29 protein-coding genes are annotated in these 22,637 nt (G+C 55.3%); 8 read left to right on the top strand and 21 right to left on the bottom strand.

Going from position 1 to position 22,637, the window contains the following annotated elements:
• The first annotated feature begins 72 nt into the window (after positions 1 to 72).
• The 6 genes from AAIE02_RS23170 to AAIE02_RS23145 are packed head-to-tail and all read left to right on the top strand — an operon-like array spanning position 73 to position 5,768.
• Positions 73 to 1,254 carry a phage tail sheath subtilisin-like domain-containing protein gene (locus tag AAIE02_RS23170; protein WP_498533372.1) on the top strand — a complete coding sequence of 394 codons (1,182 nt, stop codon included), beginning with the start codon at positions 73 to 75 and terminating at the stop codon, positions 1,252 to 1,254.
• Positions 1,255 to 1,770: a phage major tail tube protein gene (locus AAIE02_RS23165; protein WP_498533371.1), complete on the top strand. Its 516-nt coding sequence runs from the start codon at positions 1,255 to 1,257 to the stop codon at positions 1,768 to 1,770. It begins immediately after the preceding gene.
• Between the two features lie 48 nt (positions 1,771 to 1,818).
• Entirely contained in the window at positions 1,819 to 2,136 is a 318-nt protein-coding gene (locus AAIE02_RS23160) for a phage tail assembly protein (RefSeq protein ID WP_006117903.1), read from the top strand.
• A 5-nt stretch (positions 2,137 to 2,141) separates the two neighbouring features.
• Positions 2,142 to 2,297, top strand: a complete 156-nt coding sequence (locus AAIE02_RS23155; RefSeq protein WP_032424037.1) for a GpE family phage tail protein — start codon at positions 2,142 to 2,144, stop codon at positions 2,295 to 2,297.
• Positions 2,284 to 5,265: a phage tail tape measure protein gene (locus tag AAIE02_RS23150; RefSeq protein WP_498533370.1), complete on the top strand. Its 2,982-nt coding sequence runs from the start codon at positions 2,284 to 2,286 to the stop codon at positions 5,263 to 5,265. Before AAIE02_RS23155 ends, AAIE02_RS23150 begins: the two co-directional genes overlap by 14 nt.
• Before the next feature lie 14 nt (positions 5,266 to 5,279).
• Positions 5,280 to 5,768, top strand: coding sequence for a phage tail protein (locus AAIE02_RS23145; RefSeq protein WP_006117901.1), 489 nt, complete (start codon positions 5,280 to 5,282; stop codon positions 5,766 to 5,768).
• Positions 5,769 to 5,921: 153 nt separating this feature from the next.
• On the opposite strand, the gene AAIE02_RS23140 is transcribed toward AAIE02_RS23145, so the two are convergent.
• The 16 genes from AAIE02_RS23140 to AAIE02_RS23065 form a co-directional block, all read right to left on the bottom strand.
• Positions 5,922 to 6,518 (bottom strand): tail fiber assembly protein, encoded by a 597-nt coding sequence (locus tag AAIE02_RS23140; protein ID WP_498533369.1) that lies wholly within the window; start codon positions 6,516 to 6,518, stop codon positions 5,922 to 5,924.
• Positions 6,518 to 7,522, bottom strand: a complete 1,005-nt coding sequence (locus tag AAIE02_RS23135) for a phage tail-collar fiber domain-containing protein (RefSeq protein ID WP_498533368.1) — start codon at positions 7,520 to 7,522, stop codon at positions 6,518 to 6,520. Before AAIE02_RS23135 ends, AAIE02_RS23140 begins: the two co-directional genes overlap by 1 nt.
• On the bottom strand, positions 7,512 to 8,126 hold the full coding sequence (locus tag AAIE02_RS23130; RefSeq protein WP_498533367.1) for a phage tail protein I: 615 nt from the start codon (positions 8,124 to 8,126) through the stop codon (positions 7,512 to 7,514). Before AAIE02_RS23130 ends, AAIE02_RS23135 begins: the two co-directional genes overlap by 11 nt.
• Positions 8,119 to 9,015: a baseplate assembly protein gene (locus AAIE02_RS23125; RefSeq protein ID WP_498533366.1), complete on the bottom strand. Its 897-nt coding sequence runs from the start codon at positions 9,013 to 9,015 to the stop codon at positions 8,119 to 8,121. Before AAIE02_RS23125 ends, AAIE02_RS23130 begins: the two co-directional genes overlap by 8 nt.
• The gene (locus AAIE02_RS23120) at positions 9,002 to 9,370 is read right to left on the bottom strand and encodes a GPW/gp25 family protein (protein WP_498533365.1); all 369 of its coding nucleotides are present in this window, start codon (positions 9,368 to 9,370) and stop codon (positions 9,002 to 9,004) included. The genes AAIE02_RS23125 and AAIE02_RS23120 overlap by 14 nt, the downstream gene beginning before the upstream one ends.
• The gene (locus AAIE02_RS23115) at positions 9,367 to 9,948 is read right to left on the bottom strand and encodes a phage baseplate assembly protein V (RefSeq protein ID WP_498533364.1); all 582 of its coding nucleotides are present in this window, start codon (positions 9,946 to 9,948) and stop codon (positions 9,367 to 9,369) included. The genes AAIE02_RS23120 and AAIE02_RS23115 overlap by 4 nt, the downstream gene beginning before the upstream one ends.
• Entirely contained in the window at positions 9,945 to 10,583 is a 639-nt protein-coding gene (locus tag AAIE02_RS23110) for a phage virion morphogenesis protein (protein ID WP_498533363.1), read from the bottom strand. Before AAIE02_RS23110 ends, AAIE02_RS23115 begins: the two co-directional genes overlap by 4 nt.
• The gene (locus tag AAIE02_RS23105) at positions 10,576 to 11,046 is read right to left on the bottom strand and encodes a phage tail protein (protein ID WP_498533362.1); all 471 of its coding nucleotides are present in this window, start codon (positions 11,044 to 11,046) and stop codon (positions 10,576 to 10,578) included. Before AAIE02_RS23105 ends, AAIE02_RS23110 begins: the two co-directional genes overlap by 8 nt.
• A 4-nt stretch (positions 11,047 to 11,050) precedes the next feature.
• Positions 11,051 to 11,587 carry a DUF2514 family protein gene (locus AAIE02_RS23100; protein WP_498533361.1) on the bottom strand — a complete coding sequence of 179 codons (537 nt, stop codon included), beginning with the start codon at positions 11,585 to 11,587 and terminating at the stop codon, positions 11,051 to 11,053.
• Positions 11,584 to 12,024 (bottom strand): lysozyme, encoded by a 441-nt coding sequence (locus tag AAIE02_RS23095; RefSeq protein ID WP_328753679.1) that lies wholly within the window; start codon positions 12,022 to 12,024, stop codon positions 11,584 to 11,586. The genes AAIE02_RS23100 and AAIE02_RS23095 overlap by 4 nt, the downstream gene beginning before the upstream one ends.
• Entirely contained in the window at positions 12,011 to 12,343 is a 333-nt protein-coding gene (locus tag AAIE02_RS23090; RefSeq protein ID WP_498533360.1) for a phage holin, lambda family, read from the bottom strand. The genes AAIE02_RS23095 and AAIE02_RS23090 overlap by 14 nt, the downstream gene beginning before the upstream one ends.
• A 9-nt stretch (positions 12,344 to 12,352) precedes the next feature.
• The gene (locus AAIE02_RS23085; RefSeq protein WP_047749512.1) at positions 12,353 to 12,553 is read right to left on the bottom strand and encodes a tail protein X; all 201 of its coding nucleotides are present in this window, start codon (positions 12,551 to 12,553) and stop codon (positions 12,353 to 12,355) included.
• Complete coding sequence (locus tag AAIE02_RS23080; protein WP_498533359.1) at positions 12,553 to 13,077, bottom strand: head completion/stabilization protein; 525 nt, start codon at positions 13,075 to 13,077, stop codon at positions 12,553 to 12,555. The genes AAIE02_RS23085 and AAIE02_RS23080 overlap by 1 nt, the downstream gene beginning before the upstream one ends.
• 98 nt (positions 13,078 to 13,175) lie before the next feature.
• Positions 13,176 to 14,033, bottom strand: a complete 858-nt coding sequence (gene gpM, locus AAIE02_RS23075) for a phage terminase small subunit (protein ID WP_498533358.1) — start codon at positions 14,031 to 14,033, stop codon at positions 13,176 to 13,178.
• Between the two features lie 46 nt (positions 14,034 to 14,079).
• Positions 14,080 to 15,129, bottom strand: coding sequence for a phage major capsid protein, P2 family (locus AAIE02_RS23070; protein WP_498533357.1), 1,050 nt, complete (start codon positions 15,127 to 15,129; stop codon positions 14,080 to 14,082).
• Between the two features lie 23 nt (positions 15,130 to 15,152).
• Positions 15,153 to 15,989, bottom strand: coding sequence for a GPO family capsid scaffolding protein (locus AAIE02_RS23065; RefSeq protein ID WP_498533356.1), 837 nt, complete (start codon positions 15,987 to 15,989; stop codon positions 15,153 to 15,155).
• A gap of 159 nt (positions 15,990 to 16,148) precedes the next feature.
• On the opposite strand from AAIE02_RS23065, the gene AAIE02_RS23060 reads away from it, so the two are divergent.
• Together AAIE02_RS23060 and AAIE02_RS23055 are read left to right on the top strand one after the other, a co-directional pair.
• Positions 16,149 to 17,873, top strand: a complete 1,725-nt coding sequence (locus AAIE02_RS23060; protein WP_498533355.1) for a terminase large subunit domain-containing protein — start codon at positions 16,149 to 16,151, stop codon at positions 17,871 to 17,873.
• Positions 17,873 to 18,931 (top strand): phage portal protein, encoded by a 1,059-nt coding sequence (locus AAIE02_RS23055; protein ID WP_498533354.1) that lies wholly within the window; start codon positions 17,873 to 17,875, stop codon positions 18,929 to 18,931. The genes AAIE02_RS23060 and AAIE02_RS23055 overlap by 1 nt, the downstream gene beginning before the upstream one ends.
• A 450-nt stretch (positions 18,932 to 19,381) precedes the next feature.
• Here the strand turns inward: AAIE02_RS23055 and AAIE02_RS23050 are convergent, their stop codons facing one another.
• The 5 genes from AAIE02_RS23050 to AAIE02_RS23030 form a co-directional block, all read right to left on the bottom strand.
• Positions 19,382 to 19,765 carry a type II toxin-antitoxin system death-on-curing family toxin gene (locus AAIE02_RS23050; protein WP_498533353.1) on the bottom strand — a complete coding sequence of 128 codons (384 nt, stop codon included), beginning with the start codon at positions 19,763 to 19,765 and terminating at the stop codon, positions 19,382 to 19,384.
• A complete protein-coding gene (locus tag AAIE02_RS23045) occupies positions 19,762 to 19,983 on the bottom strand; it encodes a type II toxin-antitoxin system Phd/YefM family antitoxin (RefSeq protein WP_006117881.1) in 222 nt (73 codons plus the stop codon). Before AAIE02_RS23045 ends, AAIE02_RS23050 begins: the two co-directional genes overlap by 4 nt.
• Positions 19,984 to 20,005: 22 nt before the next feature.
• On the bottom strand, positions 20,006 to 20,155 hold the full coding sequence (locus tag AAIE02_RS23040; protein ID WP_498533352.1) for a hypothetical protein: 150 nt from the start codon (positions 20,153 to 20,155) through the stop codon (positions 20,006 to 20,008).
• A gap of 56 nt (positions 20,156 to 20,211) precedes the next feature.
• On the bottom strand, positions 20,212 to 20,721 hold the full coding sequence (locus AAIE02_RS23035; protein ID WP_498533351.1) for a hypothetical protein: 510 nt from the start codon (positions 20,719 to 20,721) through the stop codon (positions 20,212 to 20,214).
• On the bottom strand, positions 20,688 to 22,637 hold a 1,950-nt coding region (locus AAIE02_RS23030; protein ID WP_498533350.1), incomplete at its 5' end, for a replication endonuclease. The genes AAIE02_RS23035 and AAIE02_RS23030, both read right to left, overlap by 34 nt.

Here is a 22,637-nt window from a genome sequence, read left to right as displayed (position 1 = left end):
CCGCAATAGCGTGAGTGGCGGTCAAACATGGGGGATTATCACTGGGAACTCAATAACGTAATGGTGGCTAACATGTCAGAGACACGTTTCCACGGTGTACGCGTCCGGGAGAATACCGACCTGGTAACGGCCATCAATGACATTGAATCCAGTGTCATTGGGGTAGTTGCCGTGGCGGATGATGCCGACGCGGAAACCTTTCCCCTGAATACCCCCGTGTTACTGACGCGGGTTAACAACGTGCTGGGTAAGGCGGGTAAAACCGGCTCCCTGTACAAAACTCTTAAAGCCATCGCTGACCAGACCAGCCCGAAGGTTATCGTTGTGCGCGTGGCCACAGCCACGGAAGAGGAAGGTGCTAAAACGCAGTCGCAGCTCATTATGGGGGGCACAGCAGAAGACGGTAGCTATACCGGCATGTACGCGTTTCTGACTGCCGAACAGAAGGTGGGTTATCGTCCGCGCATTCTGGCCGTGCCGGGCTACGACACGGAAGAAGTGACCTCCGCGCTGTGCGTCATTGCACAGAACCTGCGCGCATTCGTCTACGCCAGTTGCTATGGATGCAAAACGATGGCTGAAGCCACCGCATATCGTGCAACCTTCGCCTATCGCGAGCTAATGCTTATCTGGCCTGACTTCATCGCCTACAACCCGCTGACAGGAGAAAACGAAACCTTCCCGGCCCCGGCCTATGCCTGCGGACTTCGCGCGCTGATTGACAACAATCAGGGCTGGCACAAATCGCTTTCCAATGTGTCGGTAAGCAACGTGCTGGGTATTTCTCAGGATGTTTTCTGGTCGCTTCAGGCCGAAGACAGCGACGCGAACGAACTCAACAACAAGGAGGTCACGACGCTCATCAAGCGTAACGGTTTCCGGTTCTGGGGCAACCGCGTTACAGACACCAAAGATTATATCTTTGAGGTTTATACCCGTACGGCACAGATTCTGGCTGACAGTATCGCTGAGGCGCAATTCGAATCAGTGGACGAACCGCTGACCCCGGCCAACGTTAAGGACGTGGTTAGCGGCATCAGCGGCAAACTCAATTCACTGGTGACGCAGGGACGGCTAATCGGCGCTGAATGCTGGTTTGATATCCTGGATAACCCGACAACGGGTCTTCGCCAGGGTCAGGTGCGCATTCGCTATAAATATACGCCGGTTCCACCAATGGAAGATCTGACGCTCTATCAGACCTTCACCGACGAATACTTTGAATCGGCGTTCTCTTCGCTGGGAGGTGCATAAATGGCGGTTCCTCACAAACTGCGCCTGTTCACCTGCTTTGTGAACGGCAGCAACTGCATTGGCAAAGTCTCTTCCGTGACGCTGCCAAAGCTGACCCGTAAAACTGAAGATTTTCAGGGCGGGGGGATGATTGGCTCTGCTGCGGTAGATCTCGGTCTGTACAGTGGCGCACTGGACACCACGATGGTGGTTGGCGGTCTGGTTCAGTCGCTTTTGCTGAACTACTGCGGCGATATCGACGAGACCCGTTTCCGCTTCGCTGGTGAGTATTACACCGATGGCGAAAGCCTGCTGGTTGAGGTTGAACTACGCGGCCGCATCACCGAAATGGACGGCGGCGAAAGCAAGCAGGGAGAAGACACCTCCGTGAGCTATACGATGAAGAACACCTATTACAAGCTCACTATCGACGACAAGCCGCTGTTTGAGTTTGATCTGCTGAACTTCATCTACAAGAAAGACGGCAAGAATATCTACCCTGACCGCATTACGTCTGCGCTGGGAATGGGTAACTGATTAACCTGAAAAGTGGCGGCACACCCGTGCCGCCCGGAGCATTCAACAATGAGCAAGAAAACTGATAACGCCATTACGCTGGCAAAACCCGTTGTTCGCGGCGATGAAAAAATTACTCAGGTAGCGATCACGGATGAAATCAAACAGGCTGGCTCCCTGCGCGGTCTGAAGCTGGTCAACGTGATGAATATGGATGTGGATTCGGTGGCGGTGCTGCTGACCCGTGTAACGTCACCGCGCCTCAAGCAAACCGAAATTAACGAAATGGATACCCGCGATTTCGTCAGCCTGTCAGAAGCGCTCGTCCCTTTTTTGACGCCTGCGGGGTCTGGAGCATCGAACGAGGCGGAGACGGAGAATCAGTAACACTCCTGCGGTTCGACCTGATCGACGATCTGGTTGCTGATATCGCGGTTGTTTTCAACTGGCCGCCCTCTGAAGTCTTCACGATGGAACTGGGCGAAGTCATAGCCTGGCGTGAGCGGGCGGCTGTCCGAAGTGGAGCCAGTGACAGTGAAAAGCCTTAATATCCGCGTCGCGTTCAGCGCGATCGATAAACTTACCCGCCCGGTCAATGCCGCCCGCCAGAGTGCGGGCGGTTTGTCTGAATCCCTCAAAAAAACGCAGTCCAGCATTAAAGATCTGGACAGTCAGTCCCGCACATTCAACCGTCTGCGCGACAGTGTGCAAAAGACCTCCCGCAAAATTGACGACGCCAGCCGGACGCTTGAAGGCCTGAATCAGGCGCAGCGGGAAGGCACACAGCTTACAGACAAACAAAAAGCACATATGGCAGCGCTGGCCGCAAAGCTGGAGCGCCTTAACTCCGCACGCACGCAGGAAATGGTTAAGCTGCGCGCTGCCTCACAGGCGCTGCGCAGCCACGGCGTTTCGCTGGTCGGTAGCGATCGCACCATTCAGAGCGCCATACGCCGCACCGAACAGTACAACCAGACGCTGGAGCGGGAACGGCGACAGCTTGCCGCTGTCACACAGGCACGGGCACGCTACGACCAGATGCAGCAAACAGCGGGCAAACTTCGCGGCGGTGGCACGATGGCCGTTGCCGGGGCCACTGCTGCCGGTTACGCAGCGGGACGCTTCTTATCCCCCGCCGTTGGGTTTGACCGTGAAATGTCCCGCGTGCAGGCGCTGACCCGCATAGATAAAAGCTCCGTTGACTTTTCCGCACTCCGTGAGCAGGCCAAAAAGCTGGGCGCTGAAACGCAGTTCACCACGACTGACGCTGCCAGCGGTCAGGCGTTTCTCGCTATGGCCGGCTTCACTCCGCAGGCTATTCAGGCCGCACTGCCTGGCGTACTCAATATGGCGCTGGCCGGTGGCATGGATTTAGGCGAAAGCGCCGATATCAGCTCAAATATCCTGTCGCAGTTCCGCCTCGATCCCAAAGAAATGGATCGCGTCAGCGACGTATTAACTGGCGCGTTCACCCGCACCAACACCGACCTGCAAAATATCGGCGAAGCAATGAAGTACGCCGGGACAGGTCTTTCCAATCTTGGCGTCAGTGTTGAACAGACCACGGCCATGATCGGCGTAATGGCGAACGTGGGTCTGCGCGGGAGTATCGCCGGGACAGGGTTACAGGCCGCGTTTTCACGCCTTGCCGCGCCAACCGGCAGGGCAAAAACCGCGCTCAAGGAGCTGGGCGTAGACGTTGCTGATGCCACGGGGAAAATGCGCCCTGCTGAAGAGGTTCTCACTGAACTCTATAAAAAGATCAGCAAGTACGGCGATACCGACAAGCTCTCTTTCTTTAAAGATATCGCTGGTGAAGAGGCGTCAAAGTCCTTGCAGGCACTGGTAATGTCAGCCGGGAGCGGCGAACTTCAGAAGCTGCTGGAAGCACTGAAAAACGCCAAAGGCGAAGCACAGAAAGCCGCCAAAATAATGGCGAATAACCTTGATGGCGATATCAAAAATCTGGACAGTGCCTGGGAAGGCTTCCGCATCCAGATTAACGATCTCGTCGACAATCAGCTTCGCGCCCTGACCCAGGGGCTGAGTGATGTTGTGGGGAATATGACGGAGTGGGCGAAGGAGAATCCGAAGCTCGCCCAATCCCTGCTGGTTGTCGGTGGTAGCGTTCTTGCCCTGACCGCCGCCATTGGTGGCTCATCGCTGGCGATCGGTCTGCTGATGGGGCCACTGGCTAAACTTCAGTTAGGTTTTACCCTGCTGACCGGGGGCGCAACCGGGGCAATGTCTGCACTCCGAACGCTCGGGACAGCTTCAGGCCCTGCAATGGCTAGCGTGCGCGGGTGGGGGCCAATTCTCACATCATTGCTCAGCAAGCTGCGCGGCATATCGATCATCACACCCGGTATTCGGGCCGGTCTTATGGGGGCATTTCTTGCACCAGGGGCAGCGTTAGGAACACTTTTTAAAAACATAGGAATGCTTGCCCTTCGCCTGACAGGTTTTACGGCAATATGGAGCATTATCACAACCTCTTTCTCTTTGCTGGGTACTGCGCTGTCTCTGTTGTTTAGCCCGATTGGGCTGATTGTGGCGGCGTTTATTGCTGCCGGATTGCTAATCTGGAAATTCTGGGAACCAATAAAGGCATTTTTCATCGGTATGTTTAGCGGGGTAATGCAGCAACTATCCCCGTTCCGTGATGCGTTCTTTACGCTAACCCTTGTCTTTTCCGCGATAGGTGGCGCTATCCGTGAGGTCTGGGATTGGTTCGTAAAACTGTTTGCGCCGGTTGAAAGCAGCCGTGAATCTCTTGATAAGTGCGCTACGGCTGGTGAAACGTTTGGCAAAGTGCTTGGTTTCGCCCTGCAAAGCCTGCTATTGCCTTTAACAACCCTCATGGAGGGCATTGGCTGGGTTCTGGAAAAGCTCGACCTTATCCCTTCTGGTCTGGAAGCCGCTCGCCTGAAAGCTGAAAGTCTCAAAAAAGACCCTGTTATGTGGGAGTGGGATCCGCAACAGAAAAAAATGGTGCAAAAGGGTTGGAACTGGTCGCCAGTCTCAACAAGCAAAAACAATAACGGGAATACACCCCTACCCGGATCACCGCAACCCACATCACCGCTGACCGGCGATAACGGTACTATGCGCCGGTTGCAGAGCATCGACAGCAACACTAAAGCGACTGCTGATAACACGAAGAAGATCGGCCCCGGCGATATCGTGTTTAAAAACCTGCCGCGTGCGCTGGCTGTTCGTGGGGAATGGAAGGAATCGCAGCTAGCCAGCACAGTCAGGAACAACGGATTAAGCGCGCGCCCCGCAGTGGTCGCGGCATCACTTCCCGTTAAACAGGCTGAACTTCCGCCAGTCAGCCGCAGCGCCAGCAATATACCGGTTGCCGCTGGCGGCTTTACGGGGGAAATCCACGTACACCTGCACGGCGTTGACCGGCAGGACGCGCGCGAAATTGGCTGGATTGTCGCCGATCAAGTAAGTGCTGAACTGGCCCGCCGTGAACGGCTCAACCGTAGCAGCTTCAAAGACAGAGATTAAGGGGAAGCAACATTATGATGATGATATACGGGATGTTCGTTTTTGAACTGAAAACGCTACCTTACCAGCAGCTGCGCCATTCGCTCAACTGGCGGCATGTGAAAAATGACCGCATCAACCGATCGGCAAAATGGCAGTACATCGGCGCGGGGGAGACGCAGATCAACCTTGACGGGGTGCTTTACCCTGAAATTACGGGCGGCGATGTGTCTCTTACCGTTCTGGCAACGCAGGCATATACCGGGCGTCCGTGGCCTTTAATCAGCGGCGCGGGGCAGATTTACGGTATGTATGTGCTGACCGGGCTACAGGCCACGCATACGGAATTTGACCGCTACGGAAAGGCGAAAAAAATAGAGTTTTCGATCAGCTTTCAGCGTTGTGATGAAGATTTACGCGAACGCCTGCAAGCGTCATCGGTTGGCGACCTGCTTTCAGGGCTGAAGGATAAAGCCACGTCCGCCTACAACTCTGCCAGTAATACGCTGTCTGGACTGTTCTGACGGCATTCACATAAAATTAAAGCGGGCATTTGCCCGCTTCTCTTCCTGACGACACGGCCATAACTGACCATGCTGCAGCACCGTTAAAAATGACCGCACTCGATACGTATGGTCAGCACGGTTAAAACCGGCCATGCGGGCCGGAATGCAAACCTATTCCGACTTATCCGGCCAGGTGATATCTGGCGCTTTCGATGTGTCCACCGCCTGCAATTCCTTGATGTATTTCATCCAGGCGATCAGGCTGGCTTTGTCTTCATCACTGATGAAGCCTAACTGTAGTTCGGTCTGCCACAGATTGATCGTTGACTGCGCCTCAGCCAATAACCTCGTTTTTTGCCCTTCTGCCGCTTCCACGTTCGCCGCGTGCTGCGCTTCCGTATTGGTCACCCACTCGCTACCATTCCACGTATCGTAAGAGGTGGATGGGGCCTGCGTGGTTGTGCGCTCCGGGTAATCACCAGGCACAGTAATGACAACCGCTTCACCTGTTTCAGTGCTGTACACCGTTTCACCACGGTGATCAGCGACATACTGCCAGGTGGTAAAATCGGCTGTACGGCAAATGGCCGAACCTTCTTTAGCCTTGCCTGGCTCGTCAGTGCATGAATTGGCTGGGATGCCGACACCAATGGGTAAATATTCAACCGATGAAGAAAGATACTCACGGGTATCGCCATCATAATTGAATACAGTGATATCACCTGCCACCGTGGCAATAAGTTTGCCGTTTAATTTTGCTTTCGTCATTATGCCGCCCTCACGATGTAGTTAAATGTAATATTGCGGGGCCTTGTTTCGCTTCCCCCGGTAGGGGTTGCGTATAGCGTATCGACATCACCGCCTGGCATTACAGTCCTCGAATGAACGATAGACAAATAATCAGCGCCGGGGCTGTCGGCGTTAGGCGACTGATTAACAAACGCATCATCCTGACGACGATGCACTTTATGTTCATGGCGTTCTATCATCCCCGCCTGAGCAGACAAAAGAGTTCGACCTGCATCAATGCCGCGACCATCATCCCAACCTCGCAAAAACTCACCGCGCAAATCTGGCAATACGCCAGAAGGGTAAGCCGTCGCCAGCTTCGGATATTTGACCTTATCGAACGTTGCACCATTGCATTTAAGCCAGCCACCTGGAGGCGTTGCCTGCGGCCACGGAAGCGGAAAACCAACCGGGAAGAATTTATCAAAATCCGACTCAAGCAAATATTGCGTATGTGGATCAGCCGTTGCAACATGCGCAGCCAGTTGCTGATCAACATATGCCTTTACTTCAATGACAGCATCATCAACATATTTACGGGTTGCCAGCACCACAGACGGATCTATTTTTAATGTTACTGCTTCGGTACTGCTGACAATCAGGATCACGCGAATAACCTGTACACGTCCGCTGCCTTCCTGCAACTGCGGCTTATAGGTTTCCGCACAGTTGGCAACCGCAATCATATCGCCGTCTTTATCAAACAGGCCGATTTCACGGATCCACCACCCGCCCACGTCTTCCGGTATAACCTGTTCAGCAATAATCTGGTTAGTGTTTACCGGGTCAATAGTCAGCATGTTCAGCTGTGCACGGCGCAGCTCATGCGTCAGCGCAGTCTGTGCCGGGTTCGGTGTCGGCAGCACGCCATTGCCATCGCCTACGGCCATCTGGGTGATCTCAACCTGCGCACCCAATGCCGTGGCGTTTGCCAGTTTTGCCGCCCCGATATTGGTTAACAGGGCAAAATATTTAGTCGCCACTTGCGATCTCCACGGTATCAATTAAATGGACTGCCGCGCCGGTGTAATCGCCACCGCCCACGGATATGGTTTCAGGAAAATAGGGATAAACGGTCAGCGTATCGCCGATATAACATCCCGCCCCGGCTTCGATATAGCCCTGCGACTGAAGCGAAAGAGACAGGCCAGTAAGGTGGCGGCTTCTCGGCTTTGCATCATCAATAAGGCGCTCAAGCTCAAGATAGGTTTCCTCCGTAATCCCCTGCTCCTGAATGCCGATTTCAAGCTTGAAAGTTCCCGGCTCTTCGCCGCTCTGCCACCATTCGATCACGCGCAGCAGAAAGCCGAAAGGTTCGACGACGCGGCGTAAAGCGGAAATAGTGCCTTTCTGGCGGTGAACCAGCCAGGAAGCTTTAATTACCTGCCGTTTGGTCTGTTCTGACCAGTTCTTATCCCAGCGGTCAACTGATAACGCCCAGGCGAGATAAGGCAGGAGATCAGCGGGGCATTCGTCCGGGTTCCACAACTTACGCAGATCAACAGGAATATCGGTTAACCGCTCCGTCACCTTCTCGGTATTGCGCATAAAGCCGCTGGCCGAAGGCGGCAACATGTTGTTATTCATCGGTGCCCCCGGTCTCGATCGTGAAGGATTCACACCGAGCGGCCTGCGTATCAGCGATCACAATATCGCTGGCAGGCTCCAGCAGCTCCACCCTCTGCACGCCCTGAACATGCAGCGCCGCCATAATGGCAGAGCGGGCAACGTCACGACCAATCTTGCCCTGTTGATTAAGCCAGGACTGAAGCGCATCCTGCGCGGCGGTATGGATCGGTTCGGACTCCGGGCCGGGGTAGAAATACAGCAGTGCATTGATCTGATAGTTCACGATCTCTGCCGCCTGAACGGTCAGACGATCGGCAACGGGGCGCTTGTCGTCAGCAGACAGCGCCTTATCCACCGTCGCCAGCAGTTCCGCACTGGCGGTGCCATCGCCTTCGGTGGACAGCACAGAGACCACCACCACGGCAGGCGACGGGCTGATCGCTTTGGCATCCGCCACTTTGCCGCTGGCACTTTTGGCAAAATATTCATATGCGCCGGTTGGCCCCGCCACGCTAAGCCCTTCAAACGCAGCCTGCGCACGTAAACGCAATGCAGTATCGCTTTCCGTTACCGCGTCAGTGGTTGCCGTCTCCGGGGTGATGATCAGACGTTCGGTGTTCAGGTTGCCCGCGAGATTATCAAGATTGGACGATACGGCATGGCTCAACATGCACGCTGCCGCACCGTCATTAATCCGCTGCCTGAGCATCATTTCACGGTAGGCAACCACCTGGGCGATCACGTTCAGCGGCTCTGATTCCAGCTCCAGCGCTGCGGCAACGGATGCCTGCTGTTCCTGCGGGAAGGCCGCAAGCATGACGGCTTTGACCTCGCTGAGAATGACTTCAAAGTCCAGTACTTCGATAATTTGCGGCTGCGGTAGCTGCGATAAATCAACTGTTGCCATTGCTGCCACTCCTGATCGTCAGCGCAGTGCCTGCCGTCTGCATGGTTTCGGTGATAATGCCGACCAGTTCAGCGGTAACAGCGCCGCTCTTTGAAAAACTGATATTGATGCCGTTCAGGGCAATACGCGGTTCCCACATCGTCAGGGCAATCACCGCCGCACTCATACATTGCAGGCGCGTCACTTCGTTCTGTGGTTCATCCAGCAAATCGGGGATCATGCTGCCGTAATCCCGCCGCATCACCCGGCTTGCCAGTGGCGTGGTCAGTATGTCGCGCACTGAATTCCACAACTGATCGGTGTCTGTTAGCTGGCCCGTACCGTCCGGGTTCATGCCGATATAGCGGACTGTCATTTCGGCCCCCCGGTGTTGCTGCTACCGCCCTGCACACCGCCATGTACGTGCGAATGAACCGCCACCCCGTTAGATGAAAGCGATCCGCCAGAATGGGTAACATTGCCCTTCATCGTGCCGCCTTCCGTCAGTTCGAACGTCCGCGCTTTCAGATGGTCGGTGCATTCCACCACCGGCGTTTCAAGCGTGACGCTGGCAGAGGCTTTGATATGTGCGGTTTTCATGCCCTGCGCTTCCAGCGCGCTGGCCTCCGCGTCATAGCGGAAAGAGGCACCGTCTGGCGCTGTCAGCACAATCTCTTTCAGACTGCTGCCCGGCGCAGGGTGATCGCTGCTGTAGAGACTACCAATAATGACCGCTGTTTCAGGGTTGCCACCGATACAGCCCAGCCAGACCTGTTCACCGACTGAAGGCGGCACCCAGATACTGAATGCACCGGCGCGCGTGGTATTCCAGCGCAGCCAGTCGGTCTGAAGTTCGCCGCTTTGCACGCGCACGCGCCATGTCTCTTCATCAACGGCAATAACGACGCCCACGCGCAGGATATTTTCCAGCAGGCGGATCAGTTCAGCATTCATCGTGCGGCACTCCCAAGGCTGTTAACCACCTGTTCCGTAATCATCTGCTCATCGCCAGCGGTAAAGCCCAGCAGCTCACGCACCGGATATTTAGCAAAAGCACCCGGCCCAACCTGATCGCGCTGGCCGTACTGGTGCACGCGCGCAATGCGTGCCGCCACGCCGTCATAACCCACGGATGTGCCGCCTGCATCAGCGCGCATTTTGAGAAAGCGATAGCTGCGCAACCGCTGAAACATCGGCACTTTCTTCGCAGTGCTGCGGCGCACTGAACGTGTATTGATCTCGATGTAGCGTTCAATATCGCTGCGGTAAAACGTGCGAATATCGTTTCGCTCTTCGTCAAAGCCGGTAATGGTGCGTCCGTATTTCCCCCGGCCACCGTGCCAGTTTTTGAGGCGACGGATCTCACCCTGCCAGACAAAAACAATACCCTGCTGAGAGCGCAGCGCCCGGCGACGGCGGGCAGGATAGGGCGAGCCTTCTAGGTTTTGCTGGGCTTTAATGCGCTGTTGCTGGCTCTTTCGCAGTGCCTGACCAACAGCGCGGGCGGTGCGAATACGTCCGGCCTGCGAGGTGCCCGCGAGTATGTCGCTGAAGACCTGATCCAGCTCACGGAAGAGATCGTTACTCATGCGCGTCAGCCTCCCACGTCACATCCTCAAAGATAGCGCTCCAGTCGCCGTCCGCTGACGGGATGCGCGGTTTAGGTTCCGGCAAATGCTCTGCGCGGGGAATTCCTTTTTCATCCAGAGTGACCTTCACGCGCTCGCGCAGCGGCATTTCAAACAGAATGTCGGCGGTGTCGTCGTTGTTGATAAGGGTCGTAAATTTAATGTCCCGATTCTTCTCCGGGTTCAGCAGCAGATCGGGCTGGTTGTGCCAGAGCCATGCCATTAACGGCAACGTGAAATCATCAATATCACCGGCAAAATTCATCACAAACAGCACCAGGGTATAGCGGTACATAAATGACGGTGTTTCGCCGGTCGTCTCGATATTCCCTTCTTCCACAAAAACGGTGAAGGCTTCAGGGTTGGCCCTGCACCATTTGTTAGCGCTGGTCAGGGTCTCGCGTAGTGAATCAGCTTTTAACATGGCGCTACCTCTTAGGCGGAGTCGCTATTGAACCGTATGCGGCTTCACAGGCCAGCCCTCTGGCTCTTGCCTCATCAGCCTCTCTTGCCAGCTCTCCCGCTCGTTCATCAGCGCGGCGGAACAGGTCGGCGAGCAATACGGCTCCGCTGGCTTCTGCCTCGCTTCTGCCGGGAGTACCGGCACCGCAGGCGCGTTCACGTTCTGCCAGTTGCCCGGCGAGTTTATCGGCCCTGTCGTGCAGCCCACGAGAAGCAGCACGGGCACGATCGGCATCAGCCTTGACGCCAGCAAGCTGCTGGCTGGCTTGTTTTCTGATCTCATCAACTTCACCCTGTCGGCGTTGTTCTTCTTCCCTGGCCTCTGCCTGCCGCTTAGCCAGTGCCGTAGCATCCTCAGCATCACGCTGTTTCCATCTCAGCGCCCACTCTGCGCTGGCATCACCATACCCGGCTGTATAACGCTGATGGCTGAACCACCAGACAGCCAGACCACAGAGCACCGCGATCAGCACAGGCTTCCAGCGGGACAGTAACCAGCTCATGACAGGAACAGTGACCGCTCAGCGGCACGGCGCTTAACCAGACCGTTAAGAACCCTGCCGCCCGCCTTGTTCCACTTCGGAAACTCATCCGCTGCACCCACAAAATCCCCGGAATTCAGTTTTTTCAGCAGCGTGGAACCCGCCAGAGCGTTAACGCCCAGGTTGTAGGCAAAATCAACGAGAGCATCAAACTGGTTTTGATTAACAGCGACCTTCACCAGACCTGTAACACCTTTTTCATACTGCACCACGCCGCTGCTCAGCAGGCTGTCGGCGGTTGCCTGCGCGATGGTCATACCCTTACCGACTGGCACACCATTAACGGGTTGCGTCCAGCCATAGCCAATAGTCCAGACACCCACTGCATCCTGATAGGCGGTAAGTTCGCAACCCTCAAAGCTTTTAAGCAGGGCCAGCCCGTTTTTACTCATTTCCACTTTTCGCCCCTCCGATACGGGTTTCAATAAAGCCGGTCACTTTGTTGCGTACCTTGTCGGCCCCCATAAAACCAATGGATGCCCCCACGAAGGTAACGGCATTGGATGGCAGGCCCAGATATTCAAGCGATCCGGCAACCGCCAGCGTGACAATCCCGCAGACCATTGAACCGGTGGCAGTTTTCAGCATTGACTGGCCGTCATACAGACTCATCAGCGCCGATATACTCAACGCCGCACCTGCCGCGTAGAGCGTCGGCAGATATGTAGCAATCCATTTCATTGTTTGTTCCAGCATCCCCGTAGGTACGTCGCTCATGGCAACCTCTCAATCCCAAAGCTGCACCATTTCCCGCTGCGCTTTGTTCGCGATTTCCGGCAGTTCAATCTCCTGACCGGCATCAAGAAAAACCTGTTGGCTCAGTCCGGGATTGGCAGATAACACTTTTTCGGTCACGCCCTGCGTGGTGCCGTAGTGACGCCAGCAAAGCAAATCCACGGTATCCCCCTGCAACGCCTTCACTTTCATCAGCAAAGCTCCGCATAGAGGCGCGGCGTATCGCGAATGTCGGCGATACTCCAGCGAGCATCCCGCCAGAGATCATCCCGTTGCAGGTCAAGTGCAGCGGCGTCTTTGTCGCCTTTCGCCGTGGTATCAACGTCGCGATAACCTTCAAGTACCAGCGCCCTGGCAATCGAATAGACCGCACGGCGGAAGCGGTACACCTTCACGTTTTCACCGTTGATCATCAGCTTTTCCGTCTCACCTGACGGCAGGGCTGAAGGCACATCTTCCAGGGTGTGAAAACCTGCTTTGACCTGATCGGCGCGCCAGCCCAGCAACTGCGCGGTGACATGGGCTACCGCTTCCGTGGTGACGTGCATCAGCCTGGACGTGGTGATACCACCTGTGATGCGCGCGGCCAGACGAAGATCGGCAAGCTTAATCACCGGCCAGAAGTCCCCGGCGCTGACGGTGGTATCACCATCATCAACATCGGGGGTATCACTGTCGGCAGGCAAAACGCGCTTATTTGCCACAAGGCTGCTCATGAACTTATCTCCCATAAATCAGGCGGTGGGCGGGTGGTTAAAAGACCGTAAACGGGCAGATCTCCACCCGCGCCGCCTGTCGGACGGGGCCGAAGTCGTTAATTCTTTTTCGGGCTGGCAGGCTTGCGCTTTGTCGCTTTGCCTGTTGCCGTCTTAGTTGTGGTCTTACGCGCCTTCGCTTTACCTGCTGCGCTGGCGGCGGTGGTCTTTTCAGGAACAGTCTCTGCAGTACCGTCAGTTTTGTCGGTGCTGGCCGCGTCGCTTTCACCCGTGCCGCCATCGGCAGACAGCTTCTTAACTTCACGGGCAAGCGTGGCGATCTCTTTTTTTACCCCGGCGTTGGGGTTGCGCGTCAGAGCCTCACGGAACAGCGCCAGCGCTTCCGCTTTGGTCGTGATATCAGTCGCACCACGGCGGGCAAGCGCACGGGCCTTGCACAACTTGGCGCGCACCACATCCGGCATATCACTGTCGGCGACAATCTCCGCCACTTCGTCAAGCACAGCGATGCCAGACGATAAATCAGCGTCAGCATCAGCAGCCGCGAGCGTCAACAGTGGTTTGCTCATTTCTTCGGTCAGGAATGTTGCTGCCGTGCGGTTGAAGTTATCCGGCAGCGTTAGCCCATGGCGCACCACATAGCGCCCCAGCTTCATCACAAGCACATAGTCACGGCAGTCAATCGCCCAGACCATCAGCCGGGTAATGACTTCATCCTGCCGCCCGCTGTCGCCGTCGAGCGTGCCTTCAATCCATCCCTCATATTCAGGCAACATGGATTTCTTCATTTCGGCTTTGGTTTCTTCGGACTGCACGCCGCTGAGGCGGGACAAGTCCATGCGCAGGCGATGCAGAATTTGTTCATGCGCGGTGCGCTGGATATCGGATTCTTCATCCGCCTGGCCCCGGCGTTCTGCCATGACCTTCTGAAAATGTCGTTGTGCCGGTGTTAACATCGTCACTTCTCCCCGTCATGGCGGGGGATTCCCCCCGCCGCTTCTGTCACTCGCCTGCCGGTTCGGCCTGGGCGAACTGAATGCCGTCAATGAACGCAACATTTCCGTAGTCTTCAATGACAAAATCGTCGTTTGAAGACTGATACGTTGCGACACGGTTGTACTCCGGCTCTTCCTTGATCGTCCGGCGCAGACCACCACGCTGGTAGTAGATCGACAGGTTTTTGAACGGCGTGATCAGTACGCCATTTACCGGGAAGTAAGGCGCGATAAAGGTCGGCATATTGCCTACGCGCTCCTGCGCGACAATCAACTGACCGGCCAGCATTTCAGTATTCGGGTTGGTCTGGCTTAACGCGTTGATAGCCGAGAAATTGCTGCTCGTCAGCAGGTCGCCCGCCAGAATCAACACGTTATCCGGGTTACGCTTGTGCCATTCATCCATCAGGCTGTTTTTGGCGTCGTACACCGCAGCGCCAATGTTGCCGTAGGTGCCCTTCGTTACAACCTTGTTATCTTCATCGCGCGAGGTGATCGTCACATTAGAAATCACGCGGTGCGGGGCTTCCTTACGAATTTTTTCCAGCCAGCCAATGCCACAGTCCTGCAACAGCGGGTTAGCGGCGCGGTCAGATGGATCGCTGTACTTAACGCCGTTAAAGCCAATCATGATGCGATCGAGCGACATCTGACGGGCCATCGCCTTGCTGATCAGCGGCTGGAACTCCGGCATGTGCGCCCAGGCATCAAGCTGTTCGTAGCTGATGCCGTAGTCATAGTTGACCTTGCGGCACATGTAGTCGAGCGGCTCCATTGAATGATTTGAGCCAGGGTTGCGGCGACTGGTGACACTGTTGTTTACGCCAGCCATCGGGCCTTTACTGCCGATCAGGACTTTCTGACCGATCTGCTGGTTGACGCCAAACACGTTAATTTTGCTCAGGAAAGAATCATCCTGCTGCGCGGCCTGCTCCAGGCGCTGCTGGCGCGTAGGATCTACGGCAAATTTTGCAGCAACAGCGGCGGTTGATACGCCGTTGAGCTGTGCCTGCCGGGCGATGTACTGATCAAATAGCTGGCGGGTATTGTTATCCATGTTCTCTGCTCTCTTTGTGAATATCAGTAATCAGCCAGTTGCGCGTTAGCGCCACCGCTGGCGGGTTCCCGCTGGCTGAAATTGGCGTCAGTACTTTCCAGCTTGCTGGTCAGCGCGGCAAGATCGGAGGTCAGCTTCTGGATGGTCTGGCTGTCCTGCTCGCGGGCGCGGCTCAGGTCGTTGAAGCTGTCCAGCAGATCGGCATGGGATTGGGCGACGTTCTCCACGGCATCACGCACCTGGCTGAACTGTTCACCGTCAGATTTACGGCCTTTGCCGATAATCCCCATGACGCGCCCGAACCACTGCTTACCTTCATCGCTGCGCTGCTCTGCCAGTTCGATAATTTCAGCCTCAATGGCATCGGTGAACAGCGGGGCTTCACCCTGCTGATTGTTGAAGGACATAACCTGCTGACGTTGCTGCGCGGCAAACTTCAGGCGTTCGGTGCCGAGGCTCGCCGGGGTATCGGTCATCGCCAGCCCCATGACATACGCCTTTCCGTTAAGCGCAAACTGCGGGTGCAGCTCAATGCTGGAGTAAATTTTCTTACCTTCTTCCGTCAGCTTCTTCATGCGCTCAGAAGGTTCAATTTCGGCGTAAAGCGCGGTGCGTCCGGCGAGCGGGCCTTCGCTGATATCTTCCGCACTCAGCGCCGTCACATCCCCCATCGCGCCGAAATCACTGCCGGGGAAAGGCGAAAGATAGTGCTCCACGTTGACGCGTGCGCCGTACACGTCCGGGCTGTAGTTTGCTGCTGCATCACGGAGGTGCTCAGGGCGAATCTCACGCCCGTCAACGGTGGCCCCGGAGACAGCAACGCGGAATTTCTTACGGGCTGGTTTAGCTGCGCTAGCCATGTCGATAATCCTGTTGAGTGGTTTCTGTACGGCCATGATGGCAGAGCGTAACTTGCTGTCTCAACGAGGTTTTGTTGTCGGAGGAAGGCCAGACCATAAAGGGGGCGATAGCGGGATCGCGCGCGGGGTAATCTTCACTCCATAAACGGTGGAGGGCAGATGATACAGGACGCTTTTGTACGTCAGAGGGCAAAGCAACTTTACTGGCAGGGCTACCCGCCAGCGGAGATCGCGCGCCTGATGGGGATCAATCAGAACACAATTTACGCGTGGAAGAAACGCGATGAATGGGATGAAACACCGCCCGTCCAGCGCGTCAGCCAGTCTATGGATGCCCGCCTCATCCAGCTTACGGACAAGAAAGACAAGACCGGGGGAGACTTCAAGGAGATTGATCTGCTGACCCGGCAACTGAAAAAGCTGTCTGACGGACAACCAGCAGGGGCTGGTAAAAAGCCGCGCAAGCGCAAGCTGAAAAACCACTTCACCGAAGAACAGATCGTCGCGCTGCGGGAGAAAATACTTGATTCCCTTTCGTGGCATCAACGCGGCTGGTATGAACAACGCCATCACCGAAACCGTATGATCCTGAAGTCGAGGCAGATCGGCGCGACCTGGTATTTTGCTCGCGAGGCGCTGCTTGATGCGCTGCGCGATGATGTGAAATACCCGTACCAGCGCAACCAGATATTTCTGTCTGCATCCCGCCGTCAGGCGCACCAGTTCCGGGGATTCATTCAGAAGATGGCGGAAGAGGTGGACGTTGAGCTTAAGGGCGGCGACAAAATCGTACTGAGTAACGGCGCAGAGCTGCATTTCCTCGGCACGTCCGCTGCAACAGCGCAGTCATATACGGGCAACCTGAAGTTCGACGAATTTTTCTGGGTCAGCAACTTCACCAACCTGAGAAAGGTTGCGGGGGCAATGGCAACGCTGAAGGGGCTGACGCGTACCTACTTTTCCACGCCGTCTGGTGAAACCCATGAGGCTTATCCGTTCTGGACGGGCGACCGCTGGAATGAGAAGCGCCCGAAGGCACAGCGCAAAGCGTTTGATGTGGGCTGGAAAACGCTTAACAGCGGGCTGTTATGCCCGGATAAAACCTGGCGTCAGATTGTCACCCTGAAGGATGTGATAGACCACGGCTGGGAGTACACCGACCTTGAAGAAATTCAGGATGAAAACAGCGAGGATGAGTTCCGCAACCTGTACATGTGCGAATTTGTTCGCGATGGCGAGTCAGCCTTCAACCTCAACGCCCTGATTGGCTGCGGCGCAGATGGTTACGACGAATGGCCGGACTGGAAGCCTTTCGCGTCCAGGCCGATGGGTAATCGCCCGGTCTGGATCGGCTATGACGCCAACGGCAGCAGCGGAAACGGTGACAGCGGCGCGATTTGCGTTGTGGTGCCGCCACTGGTGCCGGGCGGTAAATTCCGCACGGTGGAAACGGAGCAGGTGCGCGGCCTTGAATTTGAAGAGCAGGCAAAAGTTATCGAAAACTTCACCTTCAAATACAACGTCCAGCATGTCGGCATTGACGTGACGGGCGGTAACGGTGAAGCCGTTTACCAGATAGTGAAGAAGTTTTTCCCGATGGCGATGCCCTACACCATGTCAATGACGTCAAAGCGCGCCCTGGTGCTGAAAATGCTACAGCTGATCCGCGCCGGGCGATGGGAATATGACCGCAGCGAGCGCGCACTGATCAACGCATTCAACTCTGTTCGCAAGGTAAAAACGCCTGGCGGATTCATCACCTATGACACTGACCGCTCACGCGGCGTCAGTCATGGTGATTTAGCCTGGGCGAATATGCTCGCCATTATTAACGAACCGCTGGGCCAGGAGAGTGGCAGCGGCGGGTTTGCTATGGAGTTCTGATGAAGAAGCGCACCTACAAAAACAAACACACTGCCAGCAGTGGCAGTGCCGGACAGCCTGATATCTCTGACGCGCTCAGAAGCGATCCGGCGCTCAGTGCCTTTACGTTTGACGGGCCATATTCAGTAACAGACGGCTATGATCTACTGGACAGCATGTGCTGCGTCGATAATGGCCGGTACTACGAGACGCCAATAGACTGGAGAGGGTTAACCCGCGCGTTCGCACAATCCCCGCTGCATCAGTCGGCGCTTTATTTCAAACGTAATGTGCTGACCGGGTGCTATATCCCTCATCCGTTACTCTCACGTCAGGCGTTCTCTGCGTTTGCGCTGGACTGGTTTGTCTTCGGCAATGCCTACCTTGAACGTCGCTCTAACCTTCTGGGTACTCCGCTCAAACTCCAGCATGTTCCGGCGCTGAATACGCGACGGGGGAGCGACCTTGATACCTACTGGTTTATCCGACAGTGGAAAGATGAATACGATTTTAAGGCTGGTCAGGTCTGCCACATCATGAACCCGGACATTCATCAGGAAATATACGGTATGCCGGAATACATGGGGGCGCTGCTGTCCGCCAGCCTGTCACATTCCGCCGATAAGTTCCGCAAACTCTATTACGACAACGGATCCCATGCCGGATGTATTCTCTATGTCGGTTCGGAGAAGGTGGATCAGGAAAGCATAAAGGTGGTGCAAAAGACGCTGTCACAGGCCAGAGGAAAAGGCTCCTTCAAAAACGTGCTGATCCACGCGCCGGGCGGCGGCAAGGACGGCGTGCAACTGTTGCCGTTCAGCCAGATATCGGCAAAAGATGAGTTTCTTAACATCAAATCAGCAACGCGCAACGATTTGCGTGACGCTCACCGCATCCCTCCGCAGCTGATGGGCGCAATGCCAGAAGGCAACGGCTCGCTTGGTGATGTTGAGAAGGCCGCGCGCGTCTTCGCTATCAACGAAATGTTGCCCGTGATGGAAGCCATGAAGGGAGTCAATGACTGGCTCGGTCAGGAAGTGATCCGCTTTAATCCCTACGCTCTGCTCAAAGACGAGTAACCCGCTCCACCCGCCGCACATACTGCGGCGGTTCTCTTTCAGTAATTTTCAATCCTCGCATGACCGGCCACCACCTGAGCACCACTCGGCACGACCTTCAACGCCCCTCACTCAGAGCGCATGAGCGCCATTCTGGCAGGCGCAAACTGCAATCGACCCCGCACGCACCCAGAAGCAAGAAAACGCGCGGAGAAGGCGAAAAAGGCCGGAGAATGGCAATTAAAGGCATCCCCTCCCGACCCTCCGTCGCGTGGGCTGTTCCCCCGTCACCTGCGCGCGACATTTGCTTCGTTTTTTGTGCATTTGCCGATCCTGAGCCAGACCGCGCCGCCACAGGGCGGAAAGGGTATAAACAGCATCAAAAAAATTGTGCAAATTTGTGCACTATTGTGCGACAGAGAAAGAAAGCCAGGAGGGAAGAAAAGCCGCCTCAAAAGGCAGCTTCTCAGGTCAGTGGGGATTAACGGATAGTCGGCGCAAAACAGCAGCAATATCCTCGCTGCTTACTGCCCCCATCGCTGCGGATACCGTCAGTTCTTCCAGTTCATCACCTTCGTCACGGATATCAATGCCATTGCGCTTTAAAAAAGCCATCGCAACGAAAAAAGCGGTTCGCTTATTGCCGTCATTGAAGATATGACCACGCGAAATAGCGACAAGATACATTGCAGCCAGTTCGTGAATATCCTCAACACCTTCATAGTAAAGCTGGTTCTGAACACGATAGATGATCGCCTCTGCTCTTCCCGGCTCCGGCATTCCCTGAACGCCTGGCAAAGCTGCAAGCAGACGGTCATGAAACGCTATCACCTCCTGAGCGCTAATCCATTTCATCTGTCTGCCAGCGCCTTAATGGTACGACCGTGCCGCCCCATAATTTCAGCAAATTCAGCATCCAGCTTTGCTTCCTGCCACGCGTTGAAATCATCCCGGCTGATAAGCACAGCGGCAGAGCCATCGCGGCGGGTTATTTCAACAGGTTCACCAGCGGTAGCCGCTTCCATTACCTCAGCAATATTTTGCCGGGCCTGAGATGTGGTATAGGTTCGCATATGACCTCCTTTTATGTACGCTTTAAATGTACAACACAAACGTACAACATGCAACGCCATCACCTGAGCCAGACTCATTTACCATTGAGCGCCACGTTGTGGCGCTGGCGGACTCTTTGCCGCCCGCACCCGCAGAATCGCTATTCCCGGCGTAACGCGTTACGCCAGCCATACCGATTACCATTTGATTCTTTGCCAGTGGTCTTGCGCACATGAGGTAAACCCATCTCAGAAGACTGGATTAATTTTGCGGTGGTAGAGCACTTCCCACAGCAGTGATATCAGCTCTTCCTGCCTGATATCCACGGCTTCGCTGGCGTCATATTTAGCCATTAGCTCATTGATCCGCTCAACAGATAATGGCCCTGCGGAATTTACCGCTGATCGGGAAGAGGGGAGACAGCTTTCTTCAGGCGGATGCTCTTCTCGCCATTTCTTTGCCGCCCTCTCATTCATCAACTGCCATTCGGGATATCGGTTAAATAACTCACGCTCGGTACTGGTTCTTACATCATGGCCTTCATCCGCCAGCCGCGCGGGTTCTGGCTCGCAGCTTTCAGACAAAGAAATATCTTCGGGAGCGTCAAACGGTTTTAACCCCTTGCAAATGCAGCAAATGCGATCAGTAAAATAATACTTTTCCTTGTAGTGCAGCTCGTTACCACACTTACGGCATCGCTTAATTTTGTTACTGATGAAATCAATTACTTCCTGCTCTCGCTGTTCTTCGTCAAACATACGCGCTGCCCCTGATTCCTGGTGCCAAACAACCTGTCCCACGCAGCCGGATCAGCTTTTTTCAACATTTCCGCATAGCTGCCAACGGGATCATGCCTGATATCTCTGCTGTCAACATTATGACTTAGCCTCATATGCTGCCACAAATCGGCAGTCTTCCGGTCAGCACCGTTATCTTTTCTGCGTCTCAGCTCTCCGCTACTGGTTGCAGAGACAATAAAGCCATCAATTCGCAAACGCTCACCGCGTAGCAATAACGTTAGGTGGCCTGCGCTCAGTTCTATGCCTATAGACCTGGCGAAATCATCCAGCGCAGCAATGCGATCCGCGTGCACAGGGGCAAGCCTGGTAACAGCAGGCATATCCCTTTCCTGCTGCCGCAATTCCTGAGCAACTTTTAGGTAGCTCTCCGCCCTGGCCTGCTCGATATCATCACAATCTGAAGCCGTAATGGCATTAGCCAGCGCCTCAAACTCATCAGCAGGTGATTTTTGCCGTTCCGGTTTGTAGTTTCTGAGGCTTTCGTTGAGCCGTTTTTTCTGCTCACGGGTCATTTGACCAATTTCATACTGCTCAGGCTCAACTGGTGGAGCATTGTCACCTCCTGAGTTTGTATGTTTTTTAACCTCGGTACAGTTATTGACACAAGTCCTAGAGGGCGCGGACGCGCCCCGAAGGTCAAAATCAAAGTCAACGGCCTGCCCGGAGTCGTCTAAAACCTCCGGTTTCTTACGCACAATGCGATAGGTATGCAGGCGGGTTTCAATTGGTGGGATGTGAACGGCTGGCATCACCAGACCTTTGATAAGATCCAGATACTCGCCGTAATCATTCGGCTCGTCCTTCTGCTGGTACCAGATGCGCAACGGCAGATCGCGGCGGGCAACCAGTGCCCCGCCCTGCAATTGGGTGTATTGCTGCCAGTCGCCAGCATCCGCTGCGCGGTGCAGCTCAGCAAACAGCGGGTTTATCTTGTCAGCCTGCTCCTGATTGCGGAACCGGCGCAGCTCACGCCAGACAGATACCGGCGCACCGCCCAAAAACTGAAACTGACGGATGCCCCAGCACGATGCCCAGGCGGTAGCGTGTTTTGATGTTTCTTTCAGCGGCCTGCCGCTCTCGTCGTCGGTTTCACCGTCGAGCGCGTAGCCGTCAATATTCTTACTGATGTACTTCACCACGTAGCCGGTGGCGCTGCCGATTTCCTGATCGATCGGCTTCATATCAAAACGCGGCTGATTGCCGTGCTTACCCTGCAACTCTTCCGCATCCTCGCGGGTGGCATAGTCTTCCATCACTTCCAGCAGCTCGGCGGAATGTTCCGGCAAAGAAAACAGCAGACCGTGCCAGTGCGGAGTACCATCGTGGTGAGACTCCGCAACCCTCAGACCAAAAACAGGGATTTCACGGCGGGCCAGCTCGGCGCGGATCTTTTGCCATACCCGGTTAAGGTAGCGCTGCGTTGCTCTGGGGCTGGCACCATTCCATTTGGCATTACGATGACCGAATACGGTATATGCGTGGTATTTGGATGGTGCTGTCAGGGTAAAAAACTGGCCCGCGTAGCCGCTTTCGGTGGCGACTTTCTCAAAACCACCGATACGGGTCATAAGTTCAACGCGGCGCAATGCCGGGTTGGATATGCTCTTATCGATCTGCTCAATAAGCGAAATACGCTCTTTGGTATCCTGGTCTTCGAGTTCAAGGCGGGCCATGATCGCGCGGCTGCGCTTGCGTCTGGCATCCCACTCATCAACGTGGTGCTTACTGCAATACGGTGCAGCGCCCCGCTTTACATCACCAAAGGCAATGTGCAGGTGCTCACGCCAGCGCGCGGCGTATTTTTTTAGATTCCTGTTCCAGTAACGATCGTCCAGCATCTTGCTAATGCCGGTAGTGGCGTCATCAATAAAGTA

The organism is Cedecea sp. Ae19-4 (assembly GCF_059801165.1).
This window is presented reverse-complemented; position numbering and strand designations above follow the sequence as displayed.

Excerpts from the sequence above, each read along its gene's own strand:
- AAIE02_RS23170 (WP_498533372.1), top strand. The coding sequence starts at position 73 with ATGTCAGAGACACGTTTCCACGGTGTACGCGTCCGGGAGAATACCGAC.
- AAIE02_RS23165 (WP_498533371.1), top strand. The coding sequence starts at position 1,255 with ATGGCGGTTCCTCACAAACTGCGCCTGTTCACCTGCTTTGTGAACGGC.
- AAIE02_RS23160 (WP_006117903.1), top strand. The coding sequence starts at position 1,819 with ATGAGCAAGAAAACTGATAACGCCATTACGCTGGCAAAACCCGTTGTT.
- AAIE02_RS23145 (WP_006117901.1), top strand. The coding sequence starts at position 5,280 with ATGATGATGATATACGGGATGTTCGTTTTTGAACTGAAAACGCTACCT.
- AAIE02_RS23140 (WP_498533369.1), bottom strand. The coding sequence starts at position 6,518 with ATGACGAAAGCAAAATTAAACGGCAAACTTATTGCCACGGTGGCAGGT.
- AAIE02_RS23130 (WP_498533367.1), bottom strand. The coding sequence starts at position 8,126 with ATGAATAACAACATGTTGCCGCCTTCGGCCAGCGGCTTTATGCGCAAT.
- AAIE02_RS23125 (WP_498533366.1), bottom strand. The coding sequence starts at position 9,015 with ATGGCAACAGTTGATTTATCGCAGCTACCGCAGCCGCAAATTATCGAA.
- AAIE02_RS23120 (WP_498533365.1), bottom strand. The coding sequence starts at position 9,370 with ATGACAGTCCGCTATATCGGCATGAACCCGGACGGTACGGGCCAGCTA.
- AAIE02_RS23115 (WP_498533364.1), bottom strand. The coding sequence starts at position 9,948 with ATGAATGCTGAACTGATCCGCCTGCTGGAAAATATCCTGCGCGTGGGC.
- AAIE02_RS23110 (WP_498533363.1), bottom strand. The coding sequence starts at position 10,583 with ATGAGTAACGATCTCTTCCGTGAGCTGGATCAGGTCTTCAGCGACATA.
- AAIE02_RS23105 (WP_498533362.1), bottom strand. The coding sequence starts at position 11,046 with ATGTTAAAAGCTGATTCACTACGCGAGACCCTGACCAGCGCTAACAAA.
- AAIE02_RS23100 (WP_498533361.1), bottom strand. The coding sequence starts at position 11,587 with ATGAGCTGGTTACTGTCCCGCTGGAAGCCTGTGCTGATCGCGGTGCTC.
- AAIE02_RS23090 (WP_498533360.1), bottom strand. The coding sequence starts at position 12,343 with ATGAGCGACGTACCTACGGGGATGCTGGAACAAACAATGAAATGGATT.
- AAIE02_RS23085 (WP_047749512.1), bottom strand. The coding sequence starts at position 12,553 with ATGAAAGTGAAGGCGTTGCAGGGGGATACCGTGGATTTGCTTTGCTGG.
- AAIE02_RS23080 (WP_498533359.1), bottom strand. The coding sequence starts at position 13,077 with ATGAGCAGCCTTGTGGCAAATAAGCGCGTTTTGCCTGCCGACAGTGAT.
- gpM (WP_498533358.1), bottom strand. The coding sequence starts at position 14,033 with ATGTTAACACCGGCACAACGACATTTTCAGAAGGTCATGGCAGAACGC.
- AAIE02_RS23070 (WP_498533357.1), bottom strand. The coding sequence starts at position 15,129 with ATGGATAACAATACCCGCCAGCTATTTGATCAGTACATCGCCCGGCAG.
- AAIE02_RS23065 (WP_498533356.1), bottom strand. The coding sequence starts at position 15,989 with ATGGCTAGCGCAGCTAAACCAGCCCGTAAGAAATTCCGCGTTGCTGTC.
- AAIE02_RS23060 (WP_498533355.1), top strand. The coding sequence starts at position 16,149 with ATGATACAGGACGCTTTTGTACGTCAGAGGGCAAAGCAACTTTACTGG.
- AAIE02_RS23055 (WP_498533354.1), top strand. The coding sequence starts at position 17,873 with ATGAAGAAGCGCACCTACAAAAACAAACACACTGCCAGCAGTGGCAGT.
- AAIE02_RS23050 (WP_498533353.1), bottom strand. The coding sequence starts at position 19,765 with ATGAAATGGATTAGCGCTCAGGAGGTGATAGCGTTTCATGACCGTCTG.
- AAIE02_RS23045 (WP_006117881.1), bottom strand. The coding sequence starts at position 19,983 with ATGCGAACCTATACCACATCTCAGGCCCGGCAAAATATTGCTGAGGTA.
- AAIE02_RS23040 (WP_498533352.1), bottom strand. The coding sequence starts at position 20,155 with ATGGCTGGCGTAACGCGTTACGCCGGGAATAGCGATTCTGCGGGTGCG.
- AAIE02_RS23035 (WP_498533351.1), bottom strand. The coding sequence starts at position 20,721 with ATGTTTGACGAAGAACAGCGAGAGCAGGAAGTAATTGATTTCATCAGT.